At 37.7% G+C, this 24,446-nt stretch carries 23 protein-coding genes and 1 tRNA gene; 7 read left to right on the top strand and 17 right to left on the bottom strand.

Annotated features, from left to right (window positions below):
• Nucleotides 1-79: 79 nt before the first annotated feature.
• From DKG77_RS10740 to DKG77_RS10755, 4 genes are all read right to left on the bottom strand, one after another.
• Complete coding sequence (locus DKG77_RS10740; protein WP_109662864.1) at nucleotides 80-727, bottom strand: HAD-IA family hydrolase; 648 nt, start codon at nucleotides 725-727, stop codon at nucleotides 80-82.
• Nucleotides 728-866: 139 nt separating this feature from the next.
• A complete protein-coding gene (locus DKG77_RS10745; protein ID WP_109662866.1) occupies nucleotides 867-1,424 on the bottom strand; it encodes a hypothetical protein in 558 nt (185 codons plus the stop codon).
• A 129-nt stretch (nucleotides 1,425-1,553) separates the two neighbouring features.
• The gene (locus tag DKG77_RS10750) at nucleotides 1,554-1,829 is read right to left on the bottom strand and encodes a hypothetical protein (RefSeq protein ID WP_109662868.1); all 276 of its coding nucleotides are present in this window, start codon (nucleotides 1,827-1,829) and stop codon (nucleotides 1,554-1,556) included.
• Between the two features lie 199 nt (nucleotides 1,830-2,028).
• Nucleotides 2,029-2,113, bottom strand: a tRNA-Ser gene (locus DKG77_RS10755).
• A gap of 104 nt (nucleotides 2,114-2,217) precedes the next feature.
• On the opposite strand from DKG77_RS10755, the gene DKG77_RS10760 reads away from it, so the two are divergent.
• Both DKG77_RS10760 and DKG77_RS10765 read left to right on the top strand, forming a co-directional pair.
• A complete protein-coding gene (locus DKG77_RS10760) occupies nucleotides 2,218-2,973 on the top strand; it encodes a sulfite exporter TauE/SafE family protein (protein ID WP_109662869.1) in 756 nt (251 codons plus the stop codon).
• Between the two features lie 24 nt (nucleotides 2,974-2,997).
• Nucleotides 2,998-4,191, top strand: coding sequence for a DegT/DnrJ/EryC1/StrS family aminotransferase (locus DKG77_RS10765; protein ID WP_109662871.1), 1,194 nt, complete (start codon nucleotides 2,998-3,000; stop codon nucleotides 4,189-4,191).
• Between the two features lie 7 nt (nucleotides 4,192-4,198).
• Here DKG77_RS10765 and ribB read toward each other — a convergent pair whose 3' ends face one another.
• The 8 genes from ribB to DKG77_RS10805 form a co-directional block, all read right to left on the bottom strand.
• Nucleotides 4,199-5,341 (bottom strand): 3,4-dihydroxy-2-butanone-4-phosphate synthase, encoded by a 1,143-nt coding sequence (gene ribB, locus DKG77_RS10770; RefSeq protein ID WP_109662873.1) that lies wholly within the window; start codon nucleotides 5,339-5,341, stop codon nucleotides 4,199-4,201.
• A complete protein-coding gene (locus DKG77_RS10775) occupies nucleotides 5,341-6,849 on the bottom strand; it encodes an LptF/LptG family permease (protein WP_109662875.1) in 1,509 nt (502 codons plus the stop codon). Before DKG77_RS10775 ends, ribB begins: the two co-directional genes overlap by 1 nt.
• A gap of 4 nt (nucleotides 6,850-6,853) precedes the next feature.
• Nucleotides 6,854-7,501: an outer membrane lipoprotein periplasmic chaperone LolA1 gene (gene lolA1, locus DKG77_RS10780; protein ID WP_109662877.1), complete on the bottom strand. Its 648-nt coding sequence runs from the start codon at nucleotides 7,499-7,501 to the stop codon at nucleotides 6,854-6,856.
• A 3-nt stretch (nucleotides 7,502-7,504) separates the two neighbouring features.
• Nucleotides 7,505-9,868 carry an FtsK/SpoIIIE family DNA translocase gene (locus tag DKG77_RS10785; RefSeq protein WP_109662879.1) on the bottom strand — a complete coding sequence of 788 codons (2,364 nt, stop codon included), beginning with the start codon at nucleotides 9,866-9,868 and terminating at the stop codon, nucleotides 7,505-7,507.
• 64 nt (nucleotides 9,869-9,932) lie between these two features.
• The gene (locus tag DKG77_RS10790) at nucleotides 9,933-10,298 is read right to left on the bottom strand and encodes a diacylglycerol kinase (RefSeq protein WP_109662881.1); all 366 of its coding nucleotides are present in this window, start codon (nucleotides 10,296-10,298) and stop codon (nucleotides 9,933-9,935) included.
• Nucleotides 10,291-10,797: a thiol peroxidase gene (gene tpx, locus DKG77_RS10795; RefSeq protein ID WP_109662883.1), complete on the bottom strand. Its 507-nt coding sequence runs from the start codon at nucleotides 10,795-10,797 to the stop codon at nucleotides 10,291-10,293. The genes DKG77_RS10790 and tpx overlap by 8 nt, the downstream gene beginning before the upstream one ends.
• A gap of 92 nt (nucleotides 10,798-10,889) precedes the next feature.
• The gene (nhaC, locus tag DKG77_RS10800; RefSeq protein ID WP_109663748.1) at nucleotides 10,890-12,380 is read right to left on the bottom strand and encodes a Na+/H+ antiporter NhaC; all 1,491 of its coding nucleotides are present in this window, start codon (nucleotides 12,378-12,380) and stop codon (nucleotides 10,890-10,892) included.
• 71 nt (nucleotides 12,381-12,451) lie between these two features.
• The gene (locus DKG77_RS10805; RefSeq protein ID WP_109662885.1) at nucleotides 12,452-13,672 is read right to left on the bottom strand and encodes an aminotransferase class I/II-fold pyridoxal phosphate-dependent enzyme; all 1,221 of its coding nucleotides are present in this window, start codon (nucleotides 13,670-13,672) and stop codon (nucleotides 12,452-12,454) included.
• 150 nt (nucleotides 13,673-13,822) lie between these two features.
• Here DKG77_RS10805 and DKG77_RS10810 point away from each other — a divergent pair, with 150 nt between their 5' ends.
• Nucleotides 13,823-14,281, top strand: coding sequence for an Lrp/AsnC family transcriptional regulator (locus DKG77_RS10810; protein ID WP_109662886.1), 459 nt, complete (start codon nucleotides 13,823-13,825; stop codon nucleotides 14,279-14,281).
• A gap of 108 nt (nucleotides 14,282-14,389) precedes the next feature.
• Nucleotides 14,390-14,779 carry a hypothetical protein gene (locus DKG77_RS10815; RefSeq protein ID WP_133248450.1) on the top strand — a complete coding sequence of 130 codons (390 nt, stop codon included), beginning with the start codon at nucleotides 14,390-14,392 and terminating at the stop codon, nucleotides 14,777-14,779.
• A 6-nt stretch (nucleotides 14,780-14,785) separates the two neighbouring features.
• On the opposite strand, the gene DKG77_RS10820 is transcribed toward DKG77_RS10815, so the two are convergent.
• The 3 genes from DKG77_RS10820 to DKG77_RS10830 all read right to left on the bottom strand — a co-directional run bounded on the left by DKG77_RS10820 (nucleotide 14,786) and on the right by DKG77_RS10830 (nucleotide 18,156).
• Complete coding sequence (locus tag DKG77_RS10820) at nucleotides 14,786-15,715, bottom strand: aldo/keto reductase (protein ID WP_109662890.1); 930 nt, start codon at nucleotides 15,713-15,715, stop codon at nucleotides 14,786-14,788.
• A complete protein-coding gene (locus tag DKG77_RS10825; protein ID WP_109662892.1) occupies nucleotides 15,712-17,010 on the bottom strand; it encodes an NTP/NDP exchange transporter in 1,299 nt (432 codons plus the stop codon). The genes DKG77_RS10820 and DKG77_RS10825 overlap by 4 nt, the downstream gene beginning before the upstream one ends.
• A gap of 96 nt (nucleotides 17,011-17,106) precedes the next feature.
• The gene (locus DKG77_RS10830) at nucleotides 17,107-18,156 is read right to left on the bottom strand and encodes a helix-turn-helix domain-containing protein (protein WP_109662894.1); all 1,050 of its coding nucleotides are present in this window, start codon (nucleotides 18,154-18,156) and stop codon (nucleotides 17,107-17,109) included.
• A gap of 179 nt (nucleotides 18,157-18,335) precedes the next feature.
• Between DKG77_RS10830 and lpdA the strand changes: the two genes are divergently transcribed.
• Nucleotides 18,336-19,742 (top strand): dihydrolipoyl dehydrogenase, encoded by a 1,407-nt coding sequence (gene lpdA / locus DKG77_RS10835; protein ID WP_109662896.1) that lies wholly within the window; start codon nucleotides 18,336-18,338, stop codon nucleotides 19,740-19,742.
• Between the two features lie 56 nt (nucleotides 19,743-19,798).
• Here lpdA and DKG77_RS10840 read toward each other — a convergent pair whose 3' ends face one another.
• Together DKG77_RS10840 and DKG77_RS10845 are read right to left on the bottom strand one after the other, a co-directional pair.
• The gene (locus DKG77_RS10840) at nucleotides 19,799-21,196 is read right to left on the bottom strand and encodes a DUF3179 domain-containing protein (RefSeq protein WP_109662898.1); all 1,398 of its coding nucleotides are present in this window, start codon (nucleotides 21,194-21,196) and stop codon (nucleotides 19,799-19,801) included.
• An 84-nt stretch (nucleotides 21,197-21,280) separates the two neighbouring features.
• Nucleotides 21,281-22,477 carry an acyltransferase family protein gene (locus DKG77_RS10845; protein ID WP_109662900.1) on the bottom strand — a complete coding sequence of 399 codons (1,197 nt, stop codon included), beginning with the start codon at nucleotides 22,475-22,477 and terminating at the stop codon, nucleotides 21,281-21,283.
• A 128-nt stretch (nucleotides 22,478-22,605) separates the two neighbouring features.
• On the opposite strand from DKG77_RS10845, the gene DKG77_RS10850 reads away from it, so the two are divergent.
• Both DKG77_RS10850 and DKG77_RS10855 read left to right on the top strand, forming a co-directional pair.
• Nucleotides 22,606-23,139, top strand: a complete 534-nt coding sequence (locus DKG77_RS10850) for an NADPH-dependent FMN reductase (protein ID WP_109662902.1) — start codon at nucleotides 22,606-22,608, stop codon at nucleotides 23,137-23,139.
• Between the two features lie 5 nt (nucleotides 23,140-23,144).
• Nucleotides 23,145-24,446: an anthranilate synthase component I family protein gene (locus DKG77_RS10855; protein WP_109662904.1), complete on the top strand. Its 1,302-nt coding sequence runs from the start codon at nucleotides 23,145-23,147 to the stop codon at nucleotides 24,444-24,446.

Consider the following 24,446-nt stretch of genomic DNA (forward strand, 5'->3'; position numbering starts at 1 on the left):
ATTTCTACTCTAAAACCTTTCGGTTTTGCACAGACCTTTGTTTTATGTTTTTACCTTCGTTTTATCACTTTAACCACTATTACTTATACACAATGTTATGTGCTGATATTATATCCTTTAATTTGTTCATTTCATCAATACTCTGGATTCCGTTAATGTTATCATATAGGTTCATTGGGTCAAATAGTATTGTTTTCATTCCTGCCGCTAATCCAGATTCAATTCCTTTCATACTATCTTCTATTACTAAACATTCATGAGGATTCATTCCCATCTTTTTCGCTGCGTAAAGAAATATATCTGGGTCAGGTTTCCACGAATTTATTTCATAAGAGCTAAATACATTATTGTCAAAGTATTTTTTTAAATCTGTTATTTCAAGAGCGTTATTAATCTTCTTTACTGGACCACTTGAAGCAACACATACAGGAATAGTATTTTGATTTAAAAATTCATGTACTCCTTCGCATGGATTCAATTCCTTTTCAAAAAGTTCGTTAACTAATTCCCTATATTCTGAAACGAAATTTTCTTTTATTAAGATATTATGTTCTTTCCCTATAGACTGTAAAATGTCAGCTAATTTTCCTCCTCGATATTTCTCCATCATTTTATTGGCTGAAGATTCTATTCCGTAATCTCTTAATTTAATTTCAAGTCCGAGATTACAGAGATATTCGCTATCAACTAACGTTCCATCACAATCAAATATCAAGCATTTTATCATTTTATTCTATTTGCACACAACGGTCTCGGCTATGATTTCGTTGTGGAATCATCCGTAGGATTATTCCGCTGAGAAAACAGCCATTGATTAATACTTTTATTTTGGTGTGGCACAAAACCACAATGAATTATAGCCATTGTTAGGGTACGTTTTTTATTCTATACACCTGTCCGTCAAATTTTTTGTAACCAACCAGTCCATTTTTATTCGACCAATACACCTGTGTAATCTCCGCCTGTTTTGAGTCCATCAAAATTGTGTCGATTATCTCTTCTATCGAATTTTTAACCTTAATTTCGCCGGCAAAGTCTCGAAATTCAATCCATTTTGTGTATTTCGGTCCATCCGATTCAAATCGCATATCTACATTTAGAATAGATTGGTTGTTGTCAGTTATCTTCCTTTTATCATTGGCCCATTTTGGCGAGCTTGATTTCCATTTGTTTTTTGGTAAGTGTTCAATTCTAATATCAGATATTTTATAGTCCTGCACCGTTAATGAGTGACAAACTTCATAGGAGGCAGTTCCTGAAATTTCTATTGTGTCCAGGTCCGCTTGGTTACTTTCAAAGTAAATTATTTGTCCTTTTTCATAACTATTAAAATCTTCAATCAAATTTTTGTCTATTTCAAAATCACAATTATGACAAGAAATCAATTGAGTTAAAATTAAGAGAAGCAATATTTGTTTAGTCATTTTTGTAATGTACCCTAACGGCTCGGCTATGATTTCGTTGCGGAAAATCCAGCCGTATAAAAGTAAGAATATTCAGGTTATGGTCGGGGGAAGCAATGAATTATAGCCATTGTTAGGTACAGTTGTTATTTATATTTTGTAAATAGCTACAACAAAGATTAAAATCAAAATTATTTGTGTCAACCAGTTCCATTTTTGGTTTAAAGTCCAAGATAGTATTAGGTCAAGTGCAAATGCGAGAATTGCTAATCCTCCTAGAACCATAAATCCTAGTCCTCCAAGTCCTGGTTCATATCCTTGTTCAGTCAATCTTTCAGAATTGATGTAATTCTGAATAGCTAAGATGGATAACCAAACTCCAATTATTCTCAGCGGTGTAATGTATTTGAAGAGTTTTTGGAACATTACATTGTACCTAACTTGTTTATATGGATGTAAAATACATCTATATACACCCAAAATAGGAATAAAACCAATGATCAGCGTTGTTTTTTACTTCATATTTCAAAATCAACAAATGGATTATTTATCTTATCCAAGCTAGTAGTCCCAACTTGATCGTGAACCAAAACAAAAAAGCCCCTTAAATAGGGGCTTTTCTTTGCGGAGAAAGAGGGATTCGAACCCCCGGAGGTGTGACCCTCAACAGTTTTCAAGACTGCCGCATTCGACCACTCTGCCATTTCTCCTAATGCGGGTGCAAATATACTAACCTTTTTTATTAGAATAAAAACCTTCTTAGTTTATTTTTTTCGGGCTAAACATTCCAATTTTACCCACTACTTTTGCCCCCATGGATCAATGGTACCATTATGCCCTTTTAATTATTGTGGGCTTTGCGGTAGGTTTTATAAATACGGTTGCAGGTGGAGGTTCTTTGCTTTCTTTGCCTACATTGATTTTCTTAGGGTTGCCTCCAAGTGTCGCCAATGGTACCAATAGGGTAGCCATAGTTATTCAGACTGCAATGGCCACTGCCGGGTTTAAAAGCAAAGGAGTCTCTACCTATCCATTTAATGTTTATCTGGGCATTTCAGCTTTTTTAGGGTCTATTATAGGCGCTAGGATCGCAGTAGATGTAGATGGCGAAACTTTTAATCGCATTCTTGCCATTGTAATGATGGCCGTAGTGTTGATTATCATTTTTAAACCCAAAATGAAGCTTGTTGAAATGCAGGAGCGCCTTACGGGAAAATATTTATGGCTCAGTATTGTGGTTTTCTTCTTCTTTGGGATTTATGGGGGGTTTATCAATGCAGGCCTAGGCTTTTTAATGATCTTGTTTATGCATTTTGTGAACCGAATGAATTTGGTAAGGGTCAATGCCACAAAAGTAGCTGTGGTTTTTATCTACATGCTATCCGCCTTGGCAGTATTTGCATTTAATGATAAGGTAAATTGGAAACTTGGCTTTATTTTGGCCATTGGAAATGGAACGGGCGCTTGGGTGGCCAGCCGATTCTCGGTTAAAAAAGGAGATGGATTTATAAAGACATTTTTGGTAGTGATGGTGGTCATAATGGCCATTAAACTATGGTTCTTTACTTAACGACTAGATATTTAAATTAAACGTATGCCAGGATTTGAACTTTTTGGAGATAATGAGCGGAAGCAAGTGCAGGATGTGCTTGATTCTGGGGTGTTAATGCGCTATGGATTTGATGGTAACCGTCAAGGACATTGGAAAGCAAATGAACTGGAAGCTGCTTTGTCCGAGAGAATGCAAGGAAAGCATGTACATCTGTTAAGCAGTGGTACGGCGGCCTTAACAGTTGCACTGGCAAGTGCAGGAGTTGGAGCAGGGGATGAAGTAATAATGCCAACGTTTACATTTGTAGCCAGTTTTGAATCTATTTTGGCCATAGGGGCTGTACCAATTCTGGTAGATGTGGATGATACACTCACCCTAGACCCCAAAGCCGTGGAAAAGGCAATTACAGAACGCACCAAGGTTATTATGCCTGTACATATGTGTGGTTCTATGGCAGATTTGGGAGCATTACAAGCTATTTGTAATAAACATGGCATATTGTTGTTGGAAGATGCATGCCAGGCCATTGGAGGCAGTTATAAGGGCAAGCCCTTGGGCGGCATAGGTGATCTGGGTTGTTTTTCTTTTGATTATGTAAAGACCATTACCTGTGGTGAGGGAGGAGCGTTGATTACCAACAATGAATTGTACTATGAAAATGCCCATAAATATTCTGATCATGGTCATGACCACTTGGGAAATGATAGGGGAGCGGAGCACCACCCATTTTTAGGATATAACTTTAGAATTTCAGAATTGAATGCTGCAGTGGGATTGGCACAGGTTTCTAGGTTGAATGAGTTTTTAGCTATTCAGCAGCGGAACTATACCATTTTAAGAGCGGCATTGTCCAATATTTCAGAAGTTACCTTTAGAAGAGTGCCAGAAGGCGGAGAGGAAAACTATTCGTTCCTTAACTTTTTTCTTCCCACTGAGGAAATCACGAGGAAAGTACATCAAGGTTTAGGTACATCTGGAGTGGATGCTTGTTTTTATTGGTATGACAACAATTGGCATTATTACAGAAAGTGGGGGCATTTGACCAATTTAAAATCCTTGGGGAAACTCCCAAAAGAAGTTGTGGATGCGCTTCCAGATTATGCAAATGCTGATTTTTCAAATTCGGACCATTGGATAGGTCGAACCATTTCATGCTTAATTAAGCTAAGTTGGACGGAAGATGAAGTTCAACAACGGGCAGAAAAAATGGTAGCTGTGATCAAGGAATTGGTATAGTGCTGGTCTAGTAATTTACATATTCAACAATCTCTAAACCATAACCGACCATACCTACGCGTCTTGTCTTTCCTGAATTGGTGAGCAATCTAATTTTTGAAATATTCAAATCGTGCAGAATTTGCGCACCAATACCAAAATCTTTGGTGTCCATATCAATTTTAGGGGCTTTTGTTACACCTTCGGGGGACTGTATTTTTTTAAACTCTGCCAAACGACCCAATATGTTCATATTTTGATTCCCTTGATTAATAAAAATCATCGCGCTTTTTTCCTCCCCATTTAAGGCATCAAACATTTTGCTCAATGCTTCATCAGGGTTATTGGTCAAGGTACCTAAGATGTCATTGTTGACCAACGTGGAATTTATACGTGTTAAGATGGGCTCACCACTTTTCCATGTGCCACGAACCAAAGCAATATGGACCTGGTCGTTAGTAGTCTGCTTATAAGCACGTAGTCGGAAATCTCCAAATCTTGTTTTTATGTCAAAGGCTTCCTTGCGCTCTATAAGACTGTCGTGTTCCATTCGGTAAGCAATCAAGTCTTCAATGGAAACAATCTTTAGGTCAAACTTTTTGGCAACCTTCATGAGTTCTGGCAGGCGTGCCATACTACCGTCTTCGTTCATGATTTCAACGATCACACCAGCCGGTTTAAGATCTGCCAATCTAGCAAAATCTATAGCCGCTTCGGTATGCCCTGTTCTTCTGAGAACACCACCCTCTTTTGCAATTAATGGAAAAATATGTCCAGGTCTTGCCAATTCATGAGGTTTAGTGCTTTTTTCTGTAAGCGCTATGACTGTTTTGGCTCGGTCAGCAGCAGAAATACCAGTGGTAACTCCATTCCCTCTAAGGTCAACAGAAACGGTAAAAGCGGTTTCCAACGGGTCAGAATTGTGGGTAACCATCTTGTGGAGCCCAAGTTCCTCACATCTTCCCTCCGTGAGCGGTGTACAGATGAGGCCACGGCCATGTTTTGCCATGAAGTTTATGGTTTCTGGAGTAACCATTTCAGCTGCCGCCAAAAAATCTCCTTCATTTTCTCTGTTCTCATCATCTACAACGATAATGACTTTGCCCTGTCTAATGTCTTCAATGGCATCCTCAATGGCATTAAGTTCTATTTTCTTTTTTTCGGTGACCATTATTCTTTAGAAGCTTTTTTCTTTTTGAACAGGTTTTTTATCCCGTCCAAAATATGTCCAAATCCTATTAGGCCTTTATCTGCAGTGGCCCTTCTGGTTAAAGAGATTCCGAGCGGAAGCATGATCAATGTTGGCAACCAAGCGCCCAAAACGTTGTTGATATTTCCTTCTTTGGCATAGTTGCTGGCAAATACCCCAATAAAGTAATAGGTCAAAAATAAGATAATAGCAACGACCATGGGCAAGCCAAGACCACCTTTTCTAATAATAGCCCCAAGAGGTGCTCCCACAAAGAAAAGAATGATGCAAGAAAACGCAAGGGCGTATTTTTTGTGTAAGGACAATATGTGACTGTTATAAAATTTAAATCTTTTCTGTAATTCCTCCTTTTTGGTGACTACGGTGGTAAGAATGCTGGATACGGTAGTTTTGGCATTGTTTACAATTTGCATGCGCTGCCATTCGGGAAGGCTTGTCAATAGTTCATCAACTGTTTTAATGGTATCGTTGGCAATCTTTTTAGCATTGATGGTGTCTTTTGCCACCAATTCTATAAGTTCCTTTTTTATGCGCGTACTGTCTTTTACCTTATTCTCTGGAAAAGCGCCCATACGGTTGACAATGTTTTTAGAAAAAGCTTCGACTTTCTCTAGATTGTTTTTCCCTAAAGAGTCGATATCTTTAATTAAACGGCTAACATTCTTCATCTTATCCGTTGTAATGTTTCTGTCTTCTTCTAAATCTTGATTGTTTAGTTCAGAGATATCTATATTTATGGTATAGGTTTCAAATTTAGATTTTGCAAACGGATGTTTCTTTCTAGCCTTGACGGCTTTTGGCTTCAGTTCTTCGTAATAATGTCCGTCTTTTAGAACCAATTGAATTATGTTGGATTCTTCACTACTTATTAATTCTCCTTCTTTTGCTTTTATGACCGTGTTGTTTAAACTTTGTTTGGTTTTTTTATGGATAATCACATTATCTAAAAAACGGTCCTGTTCCCCGTACTTTTTGTCAACTTTTATGTTCATTCCTTCACCAGTACCTTCAAAATCACTAAAAATACCCTCTGTAATTGCAGCAGCTGGTTTTACTTTGGCAATATTCCGCCTAAGGTTGAACATTTTTTGTTCAGATTTTGGAATAACCGTATTAGCAAAGAAGAAGGTAACCCCTCCCAAAAGAATGACGTATACGATAAGACTTCGCATGCCTCTTTGCAGAGATATCCCCGAAGCTTTCATGGCAGCAAATTCATAGTTCTCCGCAAAGGTGCCAAACGTTAGTATTGAAGCCAATAAAACGGTTAATGGCAATACCTTGTCCACTAGGGTTGGAATGAAGTAGAAAAGAAATTTACCAATAATGACAATGCCCAGACCTTTACCCGCTAAATCATCTATAAAGAGCCAAATTCCCTGAAAGATGAAAATAACGATCAGGATAAAGAAAGCGCTAAAAAAGTTATAGAGAAATCGAGTTAAAATATACTGGTCTAGTATTTTCAATGCCTTAGTTTCTTATGATATAGTAACCTTTGTCTTCGTATTTTTTCTCGTTAAAGGTAAAAAGGGTATTTGAAAGTGACTGATTTGTTTTGAAAGAATTAACGGTGATGGATGTTTTAGTGCTGTTCTCACCTGTTTGTATCAGCTTATAAATATGTTTGGTCTGAACATCCACTCCCAATAAAATAGATTTGATTTCAGTGTTTGAGTCGATTGGGGTCAATTTTACATATTGAATTTTTCTGCCACCAACATTTTGAAGTATGTCCCATTCATAATTATGCCCGGTTCTATAGAAAGTCAGCATTTTTGATGGGGTGACAATATTGTTGTCCTCATTGATGTCTTCAATGGTAACTTCCTCGTTTTCAGGTACAATGGTATATACTTTTTTTCCGTCATTTAATTGCTGCGCACCTAAATAATCAAGCATGTATTTATTGCCGCTTATGGTCACATTCCCATTGGTTTCTTGTTTTAGATTTGCCTCGGTATTTTCCAAAGTTGACTTAAAGTCTATATAAATATTGTCATAGCTCATTGCCTTAGTGTAAACATCATCCAATAGCGTTTTTGCTTTGGATGAGTTTTGTCCATATGACAAAAGACCAAAAGTCATGATTCCTATAAAAAGAAGTTGTTTTTTAAACATGATTTACTTTTTTTCGTTTTGTAAAAGTTGTTCTAAAGAATAAATATCCGGGACCAATACTTGCCTTGCCTTGCTGCCTTCAAAAGGCCCTACTATTCCGGCCGCTTCCAATTGGTCAATAATTCTACCAGCTCTATTATATCCTAATTTTAGTTTTCGTTGAATAAGAGAAGCTGAACCTTGTTGTGCAGTCACAATGACTTCCGCAGCATCTCGGAACATGGCATCTCTATCCGTAATATCATAATCAATCCCCGTGCCAGAATCCTCACCTACATATTCTGGAAGCAGATGGGCATCTGGATAAGCACGTTGGGAGCCAATATATTCTGTAATCTTACTGACTTCCGGAGTGTCCACAAAAGCACATTGAAGTCGGGTAACATCATTACCTTGAGTATATAGCATATCTCCGCGACCAATGAGTTGATCCGCCCCTTGAGCGTCCAAAATTGTTCTTGAATCTATTTTTGAAGTAACCCTAAATGCAATCCTAGCTGGGAAGTTGGCTTTTATAATACCGGTAATTACATTTACCGAAGGTCTTTGGGTGGCAATGATTAAATGAATACCTATTGCTCTGGCCAATTGCGCCAATCTGGCGATAGGGGTTTCCACTTCTTTACCTGCCGTCATTATCAAATCTGCAAATTCATCAATTACTAAAACAATGTATGGAAGGAACTTGTGCCCATCATTAGGATTTAATTTTCTTGATTTAAACTTTACATTATATTCCTTAATGTTGCGCACCATTGCCAATTTGAGCAATTCATACCTGTTATCCATCTCTATACAAAGGGAATTTAAGGTGTTGATTACTTTGTTATTGTCCGTGATAATTGCCTCATCAGAATCTGGAAGTTTAGCCAAGAAATGACGTTCAATTTTATTGTAAAGCGTTAATTCCACTTTTTTGGGGTCTACAAGAATAAACTTGACCTCGGCAGGGTGCTTTTTGTAAAGTAGTGAAGTGATCACAGCGTTCAACCCAACGGATTTACCCTGGCCAGTGGCACCTGCCATGAGCATGTGCGGCATTTTGGCCAGATCAACTACAAAGGTTTCGTTGCTAATTGTTTTCCCAAAAGCAATGGGAAGTTCCATTTCTGCCTTTTGAAATTTGTTTGAAGCAATCACCGATCTCATGGAAACGATTGTTGCGTTCTTATTGGGAACCTCAATACCAATAGTGCCCTTACCTGGAATGGGAGCTATGATCCTAATGCCCAAAGCCGCTAACGAAAGTGCAATGTCATCTTCAAGGTTTTTGATCTTGGATATTCTAACACCGGCCTCAGGGACTATCTCATAAAGCGTGACTGTTGGACCAATTGTCGCTTTTATTTGAGCGATACCAATTTTGTAATTTTTGAGGGTACTAACAATCCTGTTTTTGTTTTCCTCCAGCTCTTCTTGGTTAATGGTAATTCCACCAGAAGCTCCATGAGGATCCAGCAGATCTAATGGCGGGAACTTGTAATTTCCCAATTCCAGCTTTGGATCAAATTCACCGTAATCTTTGACCAATTTTTCAGCCTTGATATCTTTCTCTTCCTTTTCTTCGGTAACTTTTTCAACTTTCAAAGCGATGCCCAAATCTTCCTCTTCTGGAAGGTTGACATCCAATCCAGCTTCTTTATTCAAAGGTGGAATATCTTCTTTGTGGGTATAAGTGTCCACAACAACGGGCGTATCCGTATCCATACTTAATTCGATACTTCCTTCTTCTGAAACAGGAGTTTTTGACTTTGACTTTTTAAAATCAGACTTAATACTTTGCTTTTGGGTGCGAAAGAAGTTGGCAATACCTTCGGGAGAGAAATTGAACAATTGCACCAATATGATGATCAAAACGAACAATAGCAACAAAAACACTCCTATTTTCCCTGTATAGTCTTGAAGGAAATCGTTCATTTCATAACCTATCAAACCACCTAGAAGGGGTAATTCAACAGCAAAAAAACCAAGGCTTACCGAAATCCAAATAGTCCCAACCAGTCCCCAAATCCATTTTCCTATAAGTCCTTTGCTATCCAATCCAAGAAAAAGATACAATCCTGTAATTGCCAATAACAAAGGAAAAGCAAATGATGCAAGACCAAAGCCTTTGTACATAAAAAAATGGCTTATTCCAGCACCAAACTTATTTAGCAAGTTACTTGCTTCGGCGTTTCTGTCCTTGAACTCGGAAAGCATGCTTTGATCTTCTTGCCATGTAAAATAGTAGGACATGAAAGAGAAGAACAAAGCTATACTGAGAACGATCAAAAGACTTCCCAGAATAATTTTATTTTGCTTTGAGAGTTTTAATGAAAAACCTTTTTTGGCGGATGTAGGTTTGGATTTTGTCCTCTTTTTTGCCATTAATCTTTTTAATATGGGGGCTAATTTACAAATTTACGATGCTAAAGATGCTCCTAGACGTTACTTATACCAATTTTGGCACATAAATTAGAAGTCCTACAATGCTAGCCAAAATAGATACTATCATAACGGCGCCAGCGGAGATATCTTTTATGAAGCCTATTTTGGGGTCATTTTCTGGCTGCACAAAATCGGATATTTTTTCAATAGCAGTGTTTAGACTTTCTATTCCCATTACCATGCCAATGGCAATCAACTGAATCATCCATTCTGTACCCGAAATATTATAATAGAAACCAGCGCCAGTGACTATCAACGCAATTACAAACTGAATCTTGATGCTGGCCTCGGTACGCAAAAGAAGGAACATGCCCTTCATGGCATACCCCACGCTTCTTATTCTATTTTTAAAAAAAGATTCCTTAGGCATTCATGAGTGCATCTATCGCAGCCTTGTAGTTTGGTTCGTCCGCCGTTTCAGCTACTTGTTCTGTGTGTACTATTTTTCCATCCTGACCTATTACAACCACGCATCTGGACAGTAATGTTTCAAATGCACTATCGGCGAAAGCAATACCATATTCCTTTCCAAAACCTCCTGTTTTATAGTCCGAAAGCATCTCTACATTTTCAATTCCTTCTGCACCACAAAAGCGAGCTTGGGCAAAAGGCAAATCTTTAGAAATGCACAAGACTTTTGTGTTTTCAAGTTTTGCAGCCTCCTCGTTAAATTGACGGACCGATTTTGCACAGGTACCCGTATCCACACTTGGAAAAATATTTAATACAAGTTTATGCCCGTTGTAATCTGATAGTGAAACCTCAGATAGGTCTGATTTTGTAAGCTTAAAGCTTGGTGCAGTTGTATTTATTGATGGAAGTTCACCGACCGTGCTGGCAGGATTTCCTCCTAATGTTATTGACGCCATTTTATAGAAATTTTTGTTGGTGTGAAGGTAAAAATATAAACGCTTATTAGCGTGATTATGGCAAAATATTTAACCAGAATTTATAGACCATACTATGCACTTACCGGGGTAACCAGTTGCTTTATTTTAATTCTGAAAGCAGCAAACAACAGGGTCATGAAAGGGCTTAGCCAGTTAAAGATGGCATAGAAAAAGTATTCACCCACACCTACACCCAATACCCCACTATGGTAAGCACCGCAGGTATTCCATGGAATTAATACAGAAGTTACCGTTCCAGAGTCTTCCAAGGTTCTACTAAGGTTTTCTGGAGCCAATCCTCTTTCTTTGTATGCTTTTGAAAACATTTTTCCAGGGACGACAAGTGCTAAATACTGATCGGATGCTGTAACGTTCAATGCTAGGCAACTTCCTACTGTACTTGCAAATAACCCAAAGGTTGTTTTTGCCATGCTAAGAAGCGATTTGGTAATGCGTTCTAAGGCTCCTATACCGTCCATAATACCGCCAAAAACCATGGCGCAAACAATTAACCAAATAGTACCCAGCATTCCGGACATACCCCCAGATGAAAATAACTCATTCAATGCGGGATCATCAGTTGCAATATTGGTATCCACGGTTATGGCATTTAAAATACCCTTATATGCAGATTCAAAATTTAGAGTTGTACCGCCACCTATAGTAGTTACAATTTCTGGTTGAAAAATTAAGGCAAATACTCCTCCCAAAAGCGTTCCTATTAACAAAGCTAGTAGCGGTGGCGCTTTTTTTACAATTAAAAAAATAACAACCAAAGGCACTATAAAAAGCCAGCCGTTGATGTTGAAAGTTGCACCTATGTTTTTTAATATAGCATCTGTATCCGCAACTCCAGAAGAGTCTATCGTGAACCCCAAAATAATGAAAACCAAAAAGGTGATACTGATAGTTGGTATTGTTGTCCATGTCATATATCGGATATGGGAGAATAAATCACCACCTGCCATCGCAGGTGCCAAATTAGTGGTATCACTTAATGGCGACATTTTATCTCCAAAATAAGCACCGGACAATACAGCTCCAGCTGTCATACCCAAAGAAATGCCTAATGCATCCCCAATGCCTATCAACGCAATACCAACAGTGGCAGAGGTTGTCCAGCTGCTCCCTGTTGCAATGGAAATAATTGCACAAATAATTACACATGCTGCCAAGAAAATAGTTGGATTTAATACTTGCAGGCCATAATAAATCATGGCAGGGATAATACCACTTACCAACCATGTTCCCGAAAGTGCTCCAACCATTAATAAAATGAGTAGTGCTCCAGTAGTGGATTTTACATTTTCCGCTACTTCAGAGATCATTTGCTTGTAAGAGACCTTGTTGAAAAAACCAACAATAGCAGCAACGGCACCTCCTAATAATAGAATAAATTGATTAGAACCACTAAGTGCATCGTCCCCAAAAACATATACGTTGTATGCCAACATGCCCACCAAGGCAAAAACAGGGATAAGGGCTTCCCAAATATTCAGTTCTCTATTTTCAATGATATTTTCGTCTTCGCGATACTTGGCTTTCTTCTTCTTTTCAGACATTAATTGCAGTTTGGTAAAAGGTAATATTACGATTTTGAAGTCTGTTCTCCAAACAAGTACTTTTAACCTTTCTAAACCAGAACTGCTTTTCTTGGTAGGATATCCAATTTCTCCATACACGAACGCATTGCCAAATATGTCTTGTGAATGTCATTGTCCAAACCTATTGAAAAACGAATAAGTCCTTGAGATAATCCCAGCTCTTCCTGCTCTTCCATAGGAATTTCTGAAGATGTGGATGTGCCCGGAGCGCTAAAAAGTGTTTTGTAAAAACCAAGACTTACGGCCAAGTATCCCAATTTCTCTTCTTGCATTAACTCCATTAGAGCGTTGGCGTTTTCTAGAGAACCCACATCCAAAGTCATTAACCCTCCAAAACCATATTCTGCATTCATCTGTTCTTTCATGGTGTCATGCCCAGGGTGACTTTCAAGGCCGGGGTATACTGCTTTTAGACCATCTTTTTCAAACGCTGTTGCTAGGTAATGCGCATTTTCACTGTGCTTTTTAATTCGGACATGTAAAGTCCTCATATTTTTTAATATTGAAGCGGCCCTAAGACTATCAAGTGTGCTTCCCAGTAACATTCCCGCACCGTCATTCACATCTTTTAAGCTAAGGCAGAAATCCGTGGAGGCACAAACCGCGCCAGCTACACAGTCGCTACTTCCATTTATGAATTTGGTAAGACTGTGGACAACAATGTCTGCGCCCAGTTTGGCTGCGTTTATATTCAATGGCGAAAAGGTATTGTCCACCACCAATGGAATTCCATGCTTTTTTGCCAACCTTGAAAGCGACTTAATATCCGCTACTTCCAGTAACGGATTACTTACGGCTTCGCAATAGATCATTTTTGTTTTTGATGTAATGGACTTTTCAACAATTTCCAAATTCGTAATATCAATGAAGGAGGTAGAAATATTGAATTTGTTCAAAAAGTTTTTCAGAAACGCATAGGTTCCTCCGTAGATGGTCCTACTGCATACAATGTGATCATTTGCGTTGCACAATTGCATAATTACAGAGCTGATGGCGCCCATACCGCTTGCATATACATTTGCAGACTCTGTTCCTTCTAATTGTGCCAGGGCCTCACCTAAATATAGGTTAGAAGGGGAGGAGTGCCTGCTGTACAAATAGCAGCCCTCGGTATTTCCTTCAAAAGTATCGAACATTGTTTTTGCTGAAAGGAAGGTATAGGTTGATGAGTCGGAAATGGAAGGGTTGACCCCACCAAATTCTCCAAAATATTGCAAGTCCTGAATGTTATCTGATGCTTTGTAGTCCATGTGAATACTTTTTAAGTAAAAGTACTTGTATGAAGAACAAAAGTCAACTATAATAGTAATAATTAGATTTTAAACTTATAATTTAAATAATTATAGATTTTTATTCTATTTTTGATGAAACAATAAGGTTTTTACCGAAAAATAGTCAGCATGGAACTGGATGAAAAGGATAGGCAACTTGTAAAATTATTGCAAGAGGATTGTAAAAAAACCACAAAGGAATATGCGGATAATCTACAATTATCCAAAACAGCGGTTTATGAGAGAATACGACGACTTGAACGCACAGGGGTCATTACCAACTATGTGGCTTTGGTGGACAAAGAAAAGGTAGAACGCGATTTTACCGTGTTGTGCCATATTAAATTGGTGCAGCATACCAAGGAAAATGTTCTTCGGTTTGAGCGAGAAATTCTAAAACTAGCGGAGGTTTCAGAATGTTTTCATGTAAGTGGTGACTATGACTATATATTAAAGGTAAGTGTGAAGAACATGAAAAATTACAGAGAGTTTATGGTTACAAAACTTACGGCTATAAACAACATAGGTAGCACGCAAAGTTCATTTTCCATCCGTGAGGTGAAGAACAGTCCTTCAGTTTATATTTAAGAAAGTTTAACGTAAAACGGTGTTAAAGGGAAGGCAATGTTGAGATGATATTCCTAATTTCTGTCCAAATCAAGAAACAAACAACAATCAAAAAACACCTTTTTACGAATGAATTCCCGTACGCGAGTTTTTCTCACGGTGATGGCAACAATCATTGGCGGACTGTCTTTGATGCTTTACACCACAATTTCAAAAGATATTTTATTTGATAACCTCAGTTTTTGCAATTCTTCATCCCAAGAACTTGTTCTTGGGAGCATGTCACTGTTTACTTCTGCTATTTTGGCCGGATTTATTTCAACATTAATAGTGGTTAAAGATAATTTTTTACCTCACTTTTTTATTTCACTTTTTATTGTTGCCAAAATGTCTTTTGCGGGAATTTGCGATCCATGGCATGGTCCGCTATGGTTTGAAACAGGATTGAACCTGTCTCTTATCGGCGGTATTTGGTTGGGAAGGTATGGCGCTGTAAAATTTCCTTTGGCGCCTTTTTAACTTAAACTAGAGTGTTTTAAGGTGCGAAAGCATTTTTTTTCTAATACCACCATCGGGTATTTGGCCAAGGCCTGCACCCATATTGTCCATCATATGGTGTGGTTTTGAGGTGCCTGGAATTACACAGGTCACATTTTCATTTGATAGAATGAATTTTAGAAAGTACTGCCCCCAGCTATTGATATTGTATTCTTTGGCCCATTGGGGAAGTTCTTTTCCTCTTACCAACCTAAATAACGAACCACTTTCATAAGGTTGGTTTATGATTGTTGCGGTATTGTATTTTCTGGCCGTTTCAAATAATGAATTCTCCGCATGCCTTGACCGGATGGAGTAGTTGAATTGAACAAAATCCGGTCTTTCAGACTTAATAATTTCTTCCAATGAGCTATGGGATGAGTCCACATAATGTGTAATGCCCCAATAACGTATCTTTCTTTGTTCTTTCCAGTCTTTTAAAGTTTTTACATGGGTTTTCCAATCCGTTAGGTTATGAATCTGAATTAAATCCATTTTTGTTCGCTGCATTTTTCGCATGGAAGCTTCCATTTGTCGTATCCCAACTTGTTTGCCAGATGTCCAAACTTTGGTAGCATAAAACAGTTCATTCTTAAAACCCAGTTCACTTGTTAAATCACCTACCACTTTTTCAGAACTACCGTACATAGGGGAGGAATCAATTACAGTACCACCAAAGCGGTACATTTCATTGAGTACCTGACTTAAAACTTTACGTTGTGCAGAAGAGTTTCCAACATCAAAAGTTTGCCATGTGCCAAGGCCAATAGCAGGTAATACCTCACCAGTAGATGGAATAGTTCTGGTAAGGATTTTATCGTTTGTTTTCAAGTGGTTTGCAAAAGATTGGAATGAAAGTCCAATTCCTGCCAATAAGGATATTTTTAGAGCTTCCCTACGATTATACATTGTCTTCATATCTTGTTGTTTAAAGTTAATACATTCTCCTTCTCTAGTTGCTGTTTTCCTAATCGATACCCTATAAAGCTCCACAAAAAGGAAATGGGTATGGCCAAGAATGCAATGGCGCCCAATCCCCATCCAATTGCGATTAATCCGGCAAAAAGCCAACCTACCAGGGCATCCCCTCCACGGTAAATTGCAGTATCTATAAAGTTTTTGGCTTTGTACTTATCCTCAAAAGACGAAACTGTAAATAGAATTTCTTTGCTGGGACGTAACAGCATAAAATTTCCCGCTCTGTGTATGACCATCAGCATAGCAATTACACTCAATGATGAATATAGCCCCAGTACAACCAACCCTATGCCCATGATAAATGGAATGGAAGCCAGAACCATGGACAATCCAGACCTTTTTATAATACTTCCGGTAAAAAAGAATTGTCCTATAATCGCTATTGCGTTTACCTTAAAATCAATACTTGAAAAATAACGTATTCTGGCCGCGCTCTTGGTTAGCGCTTCTTCTACAATATGGGCCTGTTCAAAATAAAGAACAGTAGAAATAGAGGTATATAGGACAACAAAAGCAACAATGCCCAATAAATATGGCGATTTTGCAATATTTTGAACAGCTTCAAATAGTCTTGCAGCATTGACGGGTTTTGGCTGAACAAAGGTGTTAAAATGCTTTTTCTTACTGGACAATTTAAGAATACCAAGAATACATAGAAGAGCAATTGTCAAAAACAGGGCGGCAACTAATAAAAGTATGCTTATGGAGAATCTTGAACTTAAATGATTTGCAATTATTGGTCCGGTTAGGGCGCCCAAACTTCCTCCTGATGCAATTATTCCAAAAAATCGTTTAGATGATTTGCTGGAGAATACATCTGCCATAAAACTCCAAAACAAAGAAACTACGAATAGGTTAAAGACACTTAGCCAGATAAAAAACGAAACGGCAATGATTTTTGAAATGCCAAAAACTTCAAAAAGCAGATAAAACAGCAAAACATTTCCGATAAAGAACGAATATGAAAAAAGAAGCACCTTTTTTATTGAATTTCTGGATACCAGGAGACTGAATATTGGTACAATGCATAGCATGGCAACAAATGTTCCAGTGAACAGCCATTGCATGTTTATGGCGCCATTTACAATACCCATCTCGTCCCGTAAAGGTCTTAAAATGAAATAGGAACATAGCAAACAGAAAAAATATAGAAAAGAGCTAGCAATAAGGCTTAACTCCTTATGGTTTGTTTGCTTTAGTAATTTAGATGTTGAAGTAGAAAAATATTGTCTCATGAAGCCTTAAACCCATTTTATTCAATAGCGAATATGAGAGTAAGTGCTTGTTTGCTCTTTTTTATTGGTGAATACGTCTGATGTATTTATAAAAGACTAAATGGTAACATTGCTCTTCTGAAACTTTGTTGGAGTTGTTCTTACAAATTTTTTAAAGGCAATATTAAAAGAAGAAAGTGTATTGAATCCACAATCATAGGCAATACTTGCAATTTTTGTGTTTCTGTAATTTGGATGTAATAGCTTTCTTTTGGCCTCTTCAATTCTATATCCATTTAAAAAATCAGGAAAACTTTTCCCTATGGTATTGTTCACAATATGAGAAACGAGATAAGCAGGTAATTTTGCTTGCTTTGCAACCCTGTTCAACGTGCACTCTGGGTCTAGATATAATTTTTTATCCTGCATCAAGTATTCAAGGTGTTTTGCACTTTCATTGAGTTCTTTTTCTGTAAGCCTAATATTCTGGTGTTTTTTCGAGATTTCATGTTTTAATAGAGAAGGGTTTTTGAACAAAAGAAAAGCCAGAAAGTAGATAAATGGAAGGTAGGCTATGGGCCCAAGTAAGTAGGGTGTCAGGCCTAAGATATAATTGGAAAAGTAAAGGAATTGCAACAAAGCGGTCGCAAAGACCAAGGTCGTTATCCAAACAATGGAAGTTCTGTCCATTGGCGATTGGTGCTTGTTGGATAAAAACCGCAATCCTAAAAGAATCAATGACAAAATACTGTAAACCACTTGCTGAAAAAGAAGGATGGAATACCCGCCAGAATACCAAAAATTGTTTAGTGACAGCGAGCTGATAAAAAAGAGCAGAAAAAAGCTAGGCACAAAATGTAAAAGATTTAATGCATGCCATTTTTTTGGAAATAGAAAGTAGAGGGTATAAAGAAATAGCACAGGCCCTGAAATTGAATGCGCTGTAAAACCAAAATTAACAAGCCACAAGGGAGTAGAATCCAAATACACCCAAAGAATGGATTTGGCAAGGCGAAGCGTTATAGAGATGAAGAACAGAGAAAGTAAAAAGTTTCTAAAATCCTTTTTCCGTTCGTAAAAACTATAAAAGGCCATTAAAAAACTTTGGGCCGCCCCAATTCCTGCAATAAAGACCTCTATTTCTTTGTTTAATCGTATTGTTCGCATGAACTAAATATAACCAGAATTTGTTCGAATTTTACGAGAAATAAGATAACCTTAACAGCAATCGCCCGTTATGGTAAAACTGATACAAAATCAAATCTAAAAAGAACAAAGCCTTTTCAGATAAACATTGTTATTTTTGTATTGATTATCGAACTAAATAATATCCCTAAGATATAGATATGAATCAATATGATGTGGCCGTTATTGGCTCTGGACCTGGAGGCTATGTAGCGGCAATCCGCTGTGCGCAATTAGGAATGAAAACTGCAATTATTGAAAAGTATAGTACGTTGGGCGGCACCTGTCTTAACGTTGGCTGTATCCCTTCAAAAGCGCTTTTGGATTCTTCACATCATTATGAGGATGCCATAAAACATTTTGAAGAGCACGGAATTGATATTCCTGGTGAGGTCAAAGTGAATTTAAAACAGATGATTGCCAGAAAACAGGGTGTCGTTGACCAGACCACCAAAGGCATTCAATTTTTGATGGATAAAAACAAAATTGATGTCTACGAAGGTGTTGGAAGTTTTAAGGATGCCACGCATATCAATGTGGATAAGAACGATGGAAAGAAAGAAACCCTGGAAGCAAAACATACAATTATTGCTACGGGCTCCAAACCGTCAACACTTCCTTTCATTAAAATTGACAAGGAACGCATTATAACTTCAACAGAAGCTTTAGAACTCAAAGAGATTCCAAAACATATGATTGTGATTGGGGGAGGGGTAATTGGACTGGAATTGGGACAAGTTTATAAGCGTATTGGTTCAGAAGTCACTGTTGTAGAATTCATGGACAGAATTATTCCGGGAATGGACGCAGGACTTTCCAAAGAATTGATGAGGGCGATGAAAAAACAGAAAGTAAAGTTCAACCTATCACATAAAGTTAAATCCGTGGAACGCAATGGAAATGAAGTTGTGGTAAAAGCAGATGACAAAAAAGGAAAAGAAGTGACCTTTACCGGGGACTACTGTTTGGTTTCTGTGGGGCGAAGACCTTATACGGACGGATTGAATGCTGAGGCTGCCGGGGTAAAATTGGATGACAGAGGTAAAGTTGAGGTCAATGACCATTTACAGACCAACGTTTCCAATATTTATGCCATAGGAGATGTAGTACGTGGCGCTATGTTGGCTCATAAAGCCGAAGAAGAAGGCTCTATGGTTGCTGAATTGATAGCAGGGCAAAAACCTCATATTGACTACAATTTAATCCCTGGAGTTGTTTATACATGGCCAGAAGTTGCTGCAGTTGGTAAAACAGAAGAAGAACTGAAAGAGGCAGGAATTGAATACAAAGTAGGACAATTTCCTATGCGAGCACTGGGACGTGCTAGGGCCAGTATGGATATTGACGGCTTTGTAAAAATACTTGCAGATAAAACTACGGATGAGGTTTTGGGAGTTCATATGATTGGCGCCCGTTGTGCAGATTTAATTACCGAAGGTGTTACCGCTATGGAATTTAGGGCTTCTGCCGAGGATATAGCTCGGATGAGCCACGCGCACCCTACTTATGCAGAAGCTGTTAAAGAAGCTGCCTTGGCAGCTACAGAGGACAGGGCGCTTCATATTTAGAAAAACAATGAGCCCTGGCTACCTAAATAGCCAGGGCCCTCCTCTTCATAGCATCCTTACTTTATCAATATCACTTCTGGGAAAGCTGCCTTGTAACCAAACCAAAAAGCATTATGGGATGGCAATCGTTCCAGTAGCTGCCCGTTTGAATCAATCAATTCATTTTCTTTAAGTTCCCACTCATTACCTATTATATCTGTGGCTGTGCTTTGCCCATCATAATGGGTAAATGTTTTTCCCTTGGTTTTGTATACACGATGTGCCCCAGTTTTATCTGTAAACACCGTAAACTGTTCAGTCGAAATTTTGCCTGAATAAATAGTATTCTTCTTTAAGAATTTACTGCTTATGGCAATATTTTCTTTAGTTTGGTCCGGCAACCGTATCGCCAGGATTTCATCTTTGTTTTTTAATCGTCTATCTATCTTAGGAATCGTAAACATTAAATCATCCGTTGCAAAATAGTCCTTATAGGCAACTCCCTCTCTATAATCTCTTTGGTGCCCAGTATTCAATGACAATACCTTAGTGTCCGGATGTCTTTTATTCCATTCGGCCCAAGTAGTTGTAACCACACTTAGGTATTCAAGTTTTATTCCTTTCCCTACCAAGGGACCTATGACAGGCTCTCCTTCTAAAGTGCTCCAAAGAGATTGGGTGGCTTTGTCATACATAAGTTTATTGGAACGGTACAAAAACCCACTAGTGCCTAATTCATGATGTTCTGTTTTATATAGGATTACTGTTCCGCAGAGTGTACAATACACGCCGGCTACGGGAATTTCACCTACATGGTCTACAAACATTTCATGCCAAGCCAAAATTTGTTGGGGATACGCTCTGGCATCTCCGTTTACCTCAATACCAAATACTGTTGCATTGCCATCTAAATAATTTGCCTCTGTGGCGGGTATCATTTTAGGATTACGAAGTGGAGGAATACCATCTTGAAACACGCCACCCCACCTAACTTCATCTAATCTAATTATAGATTGATTACTTCTGTCTAAAAAATAGCTTCTGAACTTAGGATCTATGAACTTATGAAGCTCTGCTTTAAAATGATAATAGACATCAGAATATGTTGCTTCTTTATTCCACAGCCACTGAAACCATTTGTCATAATCGAAACCAAAATTTTTGCTCGTTTTTTTCTCTAATAGTTTAAGTAGTTTGTTGGAGTGCATAGTTGACTTTGAAAAGTACAACGATTCCAAGAGCATGATTTCATAACTTTCTTTCCAATTTTTATCAATAAAATGAATTGCTTTAGCCGTTACCTGCGAATCATTCTCGTTTAAAAGATCTAAGAAATAGGTGGAAACTTTTTGTTCATCAACTAAAGAATCCTTTTCAGCTAAAACAGTTCCTTTATTCCCAAAGTAATATACTGAAGAAATCAAGAGGTAAATAGAAAAAAGCACAAAGCTTCTAAGCTTAAAAGAAGCAAACATAAAAGCAGATTTATAATAGGTATGTCGGTATAAAAAGCTATAAATCTTACAATTAACTATTTTTTATGAAAGGTAGAAGGATCGTTAGTTTTTGGCCAAACCAAAAACTCTGTGTAAAAAGAGTTTTACCCTTATAGAGGTTTCTTTAAGTATTGGTCCGCTCGTTTTGTAGAGATTAACAATTTGATTCTTTGTATAATCCCACCCCCAAGAAATGTTGCCCTTGATTTCAGACTCGTACTTATTGTACCTTAAAGCTAGAAAAGTACATAAAAACATAAATGCCAACGCCCCTGGTATTACAACAGATGGAGTTAAAATGTGATTGAAAAACCTGTATAGCCCCAAACCAGTAAAACTACCGTATAGGATTACAAAGTGAATTACATAAATAGAGAGCGTACTTGCACCTATGCTCAATACTGTTTGGTTGGTCATAAACTTGCGGAGCAACATAAAAACGGCAAAGACCACGAATACATCACCTAATCTGATAAACAGATAATTATTAAAGAAAATATCGGCGAAGAGCTGTATGCCCGTTACTCTGTGAATATATAAAAAGGCATCCGAAGAAGTGAAAATCAACAACGAACCTAGAATCAATGCCATACCTATGGCAGCTTCATATAGATATTTATAATCCTTAAACTTGTGAAAGAGAACAGAAATAAACGCTCCTACAGTGGCATAGCCTAACCACGGAATTATGGTAAAGACTGAGCCATTGGCTTTGGTGAAATAGTTTGCAAAAGCATTTGGTAAAAATGAAAAAGACCATTGCTTAAACATTGGTTCAAACAAGAATAACGTCAGAGTTATTCCTAATAACAGTGTTGGGAAAAGGTGCTTTTTCTTTTTGATGGTAAAAAGGTAAACTCCAATTAAGGTTAAAATGGAGAGTCCAATGCAATGTAAAACGTCTACCAAATAAAATGAGTCATAAATTTCCCCGCTTAAAATCCCAAAAAGGTTCATGCGCAACAAGTAACCGATCAATAATAATTGAAGCCCACGGCGAATACCTTTTTTAACTCTTGGGTTTTCAAAACCTTTTTGAGGTACTTTTATGAGGAGGTATGTAAAAATAAATCCGGAAACTGTAAAGAAAACCGGAGCTGTAATACCTCTAAAGTAAAGCCAAACACTGAAAATCACATTTTCCCGATCTCTAAAAACAGGGTCCAATAATCCATCTATGAAGTGCCCTTGGAGCATCATTAAAATTGCCCATGCGCGCATAGCATCAATGAAGAACAATCTTTTGGCTTTGGTTTTCATTTAAAACAATTACCCTATATACTTGCTTAACAGCTAGTTTGGATGTTTCGCGAAGCGAAATTAGACAAAATACTCGCATGTATTGTACAATTGGGGTATTTTAGCGAAACAATCAAAGTTTTTTTAATATGGCTGCAATTTTGTCATTGGCAGGTAGCAATTCTTCAACTTCCATTAATTATCAACTAGTACAATACACAACTTCCCTAATAGAAGGGCATGAAATCCGTTTACTGAACATGGCAAGGTATCCTTTTCCAATGTACAGCCAAGATGAAGAAAATCAAAAAGGATATTCCAACTCTTTGGTTGAATTAAAGGATGACATTCAAAACGCTGATGCTATCATACTTTCCGTTAATGAGCACAATAGTAACCCATCTGCCTATTTTAAGAACGTGATTGATTGGTTGTCAAGACTAGAGCGTAAATTTTTGCTCAATAAAAAAATCTTACTAATGTCAACATCTGCAGGGAAAAGGGGCGGAGCGGGCTCATTAGAGGTAACCCAAAATATGTTGCCAAGATTTGGGGCCGAAATTGTTTCAACGTTTTCGCTGCCATCATTCCATGAGAATTTTAGCTCTAATGAAATAACGGATGATCGTTTAAAGATTGAACATAAGAAAGCATTGAACACTTTTCTAGAAACACTTAAGTAAATCTATTGCGTAAACATCGTTCTTTCCCAATTTCTTCTCCTTCAACACTAAAGGATAAATTGCTGGAGTGGTCAAAAACGTATGAAAAAATTGTATGGCTAGACAGCAATGAGCACAAGGATAACTATGGTTCTTTTGATGCTCTCTTGGCAATTTCAAGACAGACCGATGAGTTCAGCAGTACTTTAAAAAACACCGATGAAATATATGAGTTTATCGATAAAAGGCAGGATTGGCTGTTTGGTTATCTATCCTACGATTTAAAAAACGAGATGGAAGATTTGGTTTCCAATAATTTTGACGGCCTTGGTTTTCCCGAAATTGAATTCTTTCAACCTTCAAAACTCATTAGAATTAAAGGAAAGGAAATCAGTTTTTTATATTTAGAGAAGTGTGCAGATGAAATTGAAAACGACCATTCAGAGATAGAAAAGTTGATTCTTCCAAAAAAGGAAAAAACAGAATTTTTACAATCTGTCCACATAAAAATGCGCATCCACAAAGACGCCTATTTTGAAAAAGCAAACAAGTGTTTACAGCATATTCATCGGGGAGATATTTATGAGGCCAACTTCTGTCAAGAGTTTTACTCAGAAAGCACAAAGATTAATCCACTCACCACATACAAGAGATTAAATAGCATTTCTGCTCCGCCGTTTGCTGCTTTTTTTAGAAATGGGGATAACTATTTGCTCTCTGCTTCCCCAGAACGCTATCTTAAAAAGATAGATCAAACTGTAATTTCGCAACCCATTAAAGGAACCGCCCAGAGGGGAGCAGACAAGACGGAAGACGAACAATTTAGAATTCAACTTGCAAATGATGAAAAGGAACGTGCTGAAAATATTATGATTACAGACTTAGTACGTAATGACCTATCTAAGAGTGCGTTAAGAGGGAGTGTTCAGGTGAAAGAATTATGTGAGGTACATACATTTAGACAGGTGCACCAAATGATTTCTACGGTTGTTTCAACAGTACCAAAAGATAAAAATCCATTTGAACTCATTAGGGAAACCTTTCCGATGGGGAGCATGACGGGAGCCCCAAAAATTTCTGCGATGAAAATTATTGAAGAACTGGAAGAAACAAAACGAGGACTTTATAGTGGAGCAGTAGGCTATTTTGACCCAAATGGAAATTTTGATTTTAATGTGGTCATTCGCAGTATACTTTATAACGCAAGCTCAAAATATGTTTCCTTTTCAGTGGGAAGCGCCATAACGGCTAAATCTGATCCCGAAAAAGAATATCAAGAATGTTTGCTCAAGGCCAAGGCAATGAGAAGCGTTTTGGAACAGAGCTAA

This window comes from Flagellimonas aquimarina, assembly GCF_003149745.1.
In the GTDB taxonomy this organism is placed as follows: domain Bacteria; phylum Bacteroidota; class Bacteroidia; order Flavobacteriales; family Flavobacteriaceae; genus Flagellimonas; species Flagellimonas aquimarina.